Consider the following 4,928-nt stretch of genomic DNA (forward strand, 5'->3'; position numbering starts at 1 on the left):
AGTGTAGAAGAGAGTCCAAGTTTAAAAGTGTGAGGTGTATTATATGAAAACCGATGAGGAATATATGAAGCTTGCATTAGACTTGGCGGCTAGTGCGAAAGGTAACACGAATCCTAACCCAGTAGTGGGTGCAGTAATTGTGAAAAATGGAGTAATTGTTGGTACGGGATTACATCGCAAGGCAGGCGAGCCTCACGCAGAAGTGCATGCATTTAATATGGCACAACAGCATGCCGAGGGTTCCACTCTTTATGTAACTTTAGAACCTTGCTCACATTACGGCAAAACACCACCTTGTGCAAATTTAGTGAAGGAATCAAAGGTAAGCAGAGTCGTAGTAGCGACTAGGGACCCTAATCCTGAGGTTGCAGGGAGAGGCATACAGCTGCTTCGTGACGCTGGCATTCAGGTTGATGTCGGCATATTAGAAAAAGAAGCACAAAAGTTAAACGAGCGTTTTATACACAATATGCTTACTAAACGTCCATTTGTTATTTCTAAGTTTGCCATGACACTAGATGGTAAACTCGCAACCTATAATGGACATTCTAAATGGATTACTGGAGAAGTGTCACGTAAAGATGTGCATACGCTAAGAAATGAAATAGACGGTATTTTAGTAGGGGTAGGTACAGTAATAGCAGATAATCCAGCCTTAACTACAAGACTTACTGAGCTTGATGGAAAAAATCCTACAAGAATTATCTTGGATAGCAGCCTAAGGACTCCTTTAGATGCACAGGTCCTTCACACAGAGGAAGCCAAAACCATTATTGTTACAAGTAAAGAAGTAGATTTAAACCGTGTTAAAGAATATGAATCAAGGGGAGCAAAGGTATTATTTGTTTCCAAGAGAAATAGTGGATTGGATCTAGAAGAGGTACTTAGCGAATTATATCAACAAGGGTTAACCGATATACTAGTGGAAGGTGGAGGGGCGATAAACTCTGCCTTTCTGAATGCTGGTTTAATAGATAAATACTATATTTATATAGCTCCAAAAATACTGGGAGGTAAAGAATCCATTACCCCTTTTACTGGTGAAAATCCAGAATCAATGGATGCTGCCAAACAATTGTATTTTGAAGAATTCCAAAAGTTTGGAGAGGATCTTCGTATAATTGCCTACCCTAAAAAATAATGAGCTACATAACCATACTACAATTTAGTATAAGAAAATTAAATAAAACAACAGTTATAAACCGTGAAAAACGGTAGAAGAGTAGGAGAATAAAAATGAAATTCGGCTTTGATATTGACGATACACTAATTAATTTGAGAGAGCATGCTTTTCACTTGTACAATAAAAAACTTAACCAAAATGTGGACCTTGACGTTTTTCATGCTTTAAAAACGGTAGAGATTCATGAAGCTTTTGGTTTGGAAAAAGAAGCTGGAAACACCATGTGGAAAGATTGTATGGAGGAAATATATTTTACCGAATGTCCATCCTTTGAGGGAGCTTTGGAAACTTTAAATTCTCTAGAAAATGATGGACATGAGATTTACTATATCACCTCTCGCCCGAAAAAATATTGCTCTCAAACTCGTGAATGGATGAAAGCACAAGGCTTTCCAATAACAGATGAAAACTTTTACTGCGGAATGCAGGATGAGGAGAAAATAGCTACAATCAAGGCATTAGAGTTAGATTATTATTTCGATGATAAGCCAGCTGTTCTAGAAACGCTCCAAAATGTAAAAACAAAAGTATTCATAAAGGATCAATCGTATAATCAGTTAATGGATATGCCAAGACTGAAAGAATGGTTGGACTTGAAAAAAATTCTAGAGGAAACTGTATAACCAGACATAATATATATTACCATTCGAAAACCCCATGCATATTAGTCGTTAACTAATATGAGTGGGGTATTTTTTTATGGAATAATTTTTAAATTTGAAACAAAGCTCGGGAAAGGTCGTCTAACTATAAAATGGTTAAAAGCCGAAGGAAGTGACATTTTGAAAAAAATACATTTCATTTTCCCGTTAACATGTTTATCTATTTTACTAATAGGATGTCAATCAATTGAAAGCAAAGAAACAAATTACGATAACCCTCAGCAATCGTCAAATGAACAAGTAGAAGGTGTGGGAGAAGTAATAGAAGTTATCCTATCAAGCTCGACTTTGGAAGACACTATTATTTTTAAAGATGAAGCCAGTATAAAAGAGATTAAAGATATAATTTTAAGTTCTATAAAACAAGATGGAATTGTTAATATGGCTAATCCAAATTATTATTTAGACCTCATTTTTGAAGACGATACAAAACAAGGATATTATTTATGGATAGGAGATAACATGGAAAAAAGCTTACTGATGAAAGCTAATGATACTCATACAATTTATACTTTAGATGAAGAATCGAATAAAAAAATTAGCGATTTGTTAGAAGGGAAACAGTTGACTTCGAGCTTTACCACATGTTTGCCTGTTATTAAATCGTAAAAAAGATTTTATAGGATTAAAATCATTTGTTATCTATGTACTCTAAAGTAGGGGTCTATGTTCAATCAATTACTTTAGTTATAATGATCCCACCCATATTATCCCCCGAAATTTCGTGTTTATTGGTTTTAGATGACTTCATACTTTTAAATTTTTCCGATTTAACATATCTTATTTGATATTGCTTACCTTCAATTGTTGTTTCATATTCGCCTTTTTCTTTTAAAAATGAAAGGTATTCTTCTAATACTAAATCTTCCTTGGTCATAATAAGACTATGTGGCTTTCCAACGTAGCGGAAATGCCATGGTTCAAAAGCGATTCCAGTTACGTCAACCTTGTTTTCCGGATAACGTAAAATAAAGCCAAATTCTGGAGCATGTTGTGCTAACCAGTCAGCTTCCTGTGTATATTCCATCATTCCTTCTGTAGAACCAATATCAATGGATAAGCCTGACTGATGCTCACTATAGCCTTCTGGTAGGGCATACTGAGAACCTAATTCCTCATAAAGTTGCTGTTGAACGATTCCAGTACGGAATCCACTATTAAGCTTGAAATGCATAATTCCATCTTTTTCAGCTGCTCCGAACATATCCTGCATAGGGGCCAGTAAAACCTTGTGTACAGTAATTTCTGATTGTATTTCTACGTTACTTGCAAAATCATTAGGTACCGCTTGGATATCGGTTGGCTCTTGTTGAAGTTTTACCTCGTTATTAATTAGCATAAGACTACCTTCATAAATCTGCTCTTCTTCAATTGTGAAATTTTGTATATCATCATTCGTATAATTAATAAAGCTGAAATACCCCAATGTTGAAAGGCAGCATAATAAGAAGAATTTTTTCAACTGTCTCACTCCCTTACTAGATATTTCTAGCATAGCAAGTAGTCTTTAAGATTATGGTAGGATAATTCTTAATTTTTTCTTAAGGTTATCTTTTTCATAAACATCACATTACTTATAACAATCTATTTAGTCTTCTAAAAAGTAAATTGAAAGTATCCATGTTGTACATGAATATCTTTGCAATTTACTCCCAAGACAATTATTTAATTAATGCGATCCATTTTTTATTTTTTGAAAGCTAGCAATTGAAGCCTGATACAGCTTCTCCATTTTTTCCTCTATGAAATTTGTTCTTTCAAATAATGAAAGTCGAACATGATCGATCTGTCTCATTATTTTCTCTAACAATCCTTCTTGGAGATCTACGCGACTTGTTAAATCCTTTTGTACCTCTTCCAAACCACTAATCTGTTGGGTAATCTTATGATGGAACTGGTGCTGTTCGTCCATTTTAGTCATTGCTTCCTGATGAAAAACTGACACCTGCTCCATATTTGAAAGTACTTCTACGTTTTTTAATGAAATATCATCTATTTTTTGAACAATCACTCCGGAAGTTTCTTCTGATCTGTCTAATCGAATCTTTATATGGTGTTGTGTTTCATCTAGATGCTCAATATGCTCCATTAAACGTTGTTTTCCAAGCTGCTCTTCTGTTATTAAGTGGTGCAACTTTTCGTTTTGTTGCTCTAATTTTTGTAATCCAAACTGTATCTGTTTTTCAACCAGTTCATGTTGCGTATTTAATTCCTTTAAGTACTCTAGTCTTTTATTAATTTCATTCCAATGAGTTATTTGTTGGTCCCCATAATGTTGTTGTGAATTATTTAATCGAGTAATATTTTCTAAAAAAGACTGGTTTGTTGCTTCTTGGTTAATCATGAAATCGGATAGGTAGTTACTACGAAATTCAACTTGGTTGCTAGCTTTTAATTCTTCCTTGTTTTTAAAAACCCCCGGATGCTGACTATTGTTGATGAATAATCCCATTTATATTCCTCCTTGGTGAGCTAACCATATTATTAGAATATGCAAGTACTGAACATATAGGGATTGCTGGGATATACGTCAATTGAAATAACGAAAATAGTTTCAATTTTTACAAAATAATGAAAAAGACATAGTTATTTATTATTAAGCTATTGTATAATGTGACCTAGAGGTGTTTTATTTTGAATAAAGATAAACAAAAAGCTTTAGAACTTCTAAAACAAAAAATAAATGGTGAAACTATTATTACATATCAAGAAATTGCTGATAGATGTAATTATTCTTTAATACAAATAAAAAGACTATCCAAAGAGATAGAAAAAAAGGATATTGAAGATCTGCTTGTCCATGGACTCACAGGTAAGAATTCTAACAATTCGGTTCCCTACCAAGAAATTGAATATATTAAAGAATTCAAAAATCAATATCCGAATATTAGTATATCACAATTTAGAGATATTTATCATGAAGATGTTATTTGGAATAAAGAAAAAGAAGATGATGATAAAAAAAAAAAAATAAAAGTAAGAAGAAAAAGGTAAAAACAAAAACTATAAAAAAGCGAGGAATGGAAAACACCTATTAAACATAAACATTTTAAAAAAAACAAGGACATTCAAACTAAACGAGA

6 protein-coding genes are annotated in these 4,928 nt (G+C 33.3%); 4 read left to right on the forward strand and 2 right to left on the reverse strand.

Going from position 1 to position 4,928, the window contains the following annotated elements:
• Window positions 1-43 precede the first annotated feature (43 nt).
• From ribD to AC06OU_RS03395, 3 genes are all read left to right on the forward strand, one after another.
• On the forward strand, window positions 44-1,141 hold the full coding sequence (ribD, locus tag AC06OU_RS03385; RefSeq protein ID WP_475853980.1) for a bifunctional diaminohydroxyphosphoribosylaminopyrimidine deaminase/5-amino-6-(5-phosphoribosylamino)uracil reductase RibD: 1,098 nt from the start codon (window positions 44-46) through the stop codon (window positions 1,139-1,141).
• Between the two features lie 95 nt (window positions 1,142-1,236).
• A complete protein-coding gene (locus tag AC06OU_RS03390; protein ID WP_475853982.1) occupies window positions 1,237-1,806 on the forward strand; it encodes a 5' nucleotidase, NT5C type in 570 nt (189 codons plus the stop codon).
• Between the two features lie 159 nt (window positions 1,807-1,965).
• Complete coding sequence (locus AC06OU_RS03395) at window positions 1,966-2,454, forward strand: YhfM domain-containing protein (RefSeq protein ID WP_475853984.1); 489 nt, start codon at window positions 1,966-1,968, stop codon at window positions 2,452-2,454.
• Between the two features lie 61 nt (window positions 2,455-2,515).
• Here the strand turns inward: AC06OU_RS03395 and AC06OU_RS03400 are convergent, their stop codons facing one another.
• Together AC06OU_RS03400 and AC06OU_RS03405 are read right to left on the reverse strand one after the other, a co-directional pair.
• Window positions 2,516-3,307, reverse strand: a complete 792-nt coding sequence (locus AC06OU_RS03400; RefSeq protein ID WP_475853986.1) for a M15 family metallopeptidase — start codon at window positions 3,305-3,307, stop codon at window positions 2,516-2,518.
• A gap of 207 nt (window positions 3,308-3,514) precedes the next feature.
• Complete coding sequence (locus AC06OU_RS03405) at window positions 3,515-4,297, reverse strand: hypothetical protein (protein ID WP_475853987.1); 783 nt, start codon at window positions 4,295-4,297, stop codon at window positions 3,515-3,517.
• Between the two features lie 182 nt (window positions 4,298-4,479).
• Between AC06OU_RS03405 and AC06OU_RS03410 the strand changes: the two genes are divergently transcribed.
• The gene (locus AC06OU_RS03410; RefSeq protein ID WP_475853989.1) at window positions 4,480-4,839 is read left to right on the forward strand and encodes a hypothetical protein; all 360 of its coding nucleotides are present in this window, start codon (window positions 4,480-4,482) and stop codon (window positions 4,837-4,839) included.
• Window positions 4,840-4,928 lie beyond the last annotated feature (89 nt).

This window comes from Psychrobacillus sp. (assembly GCF_056205495.1).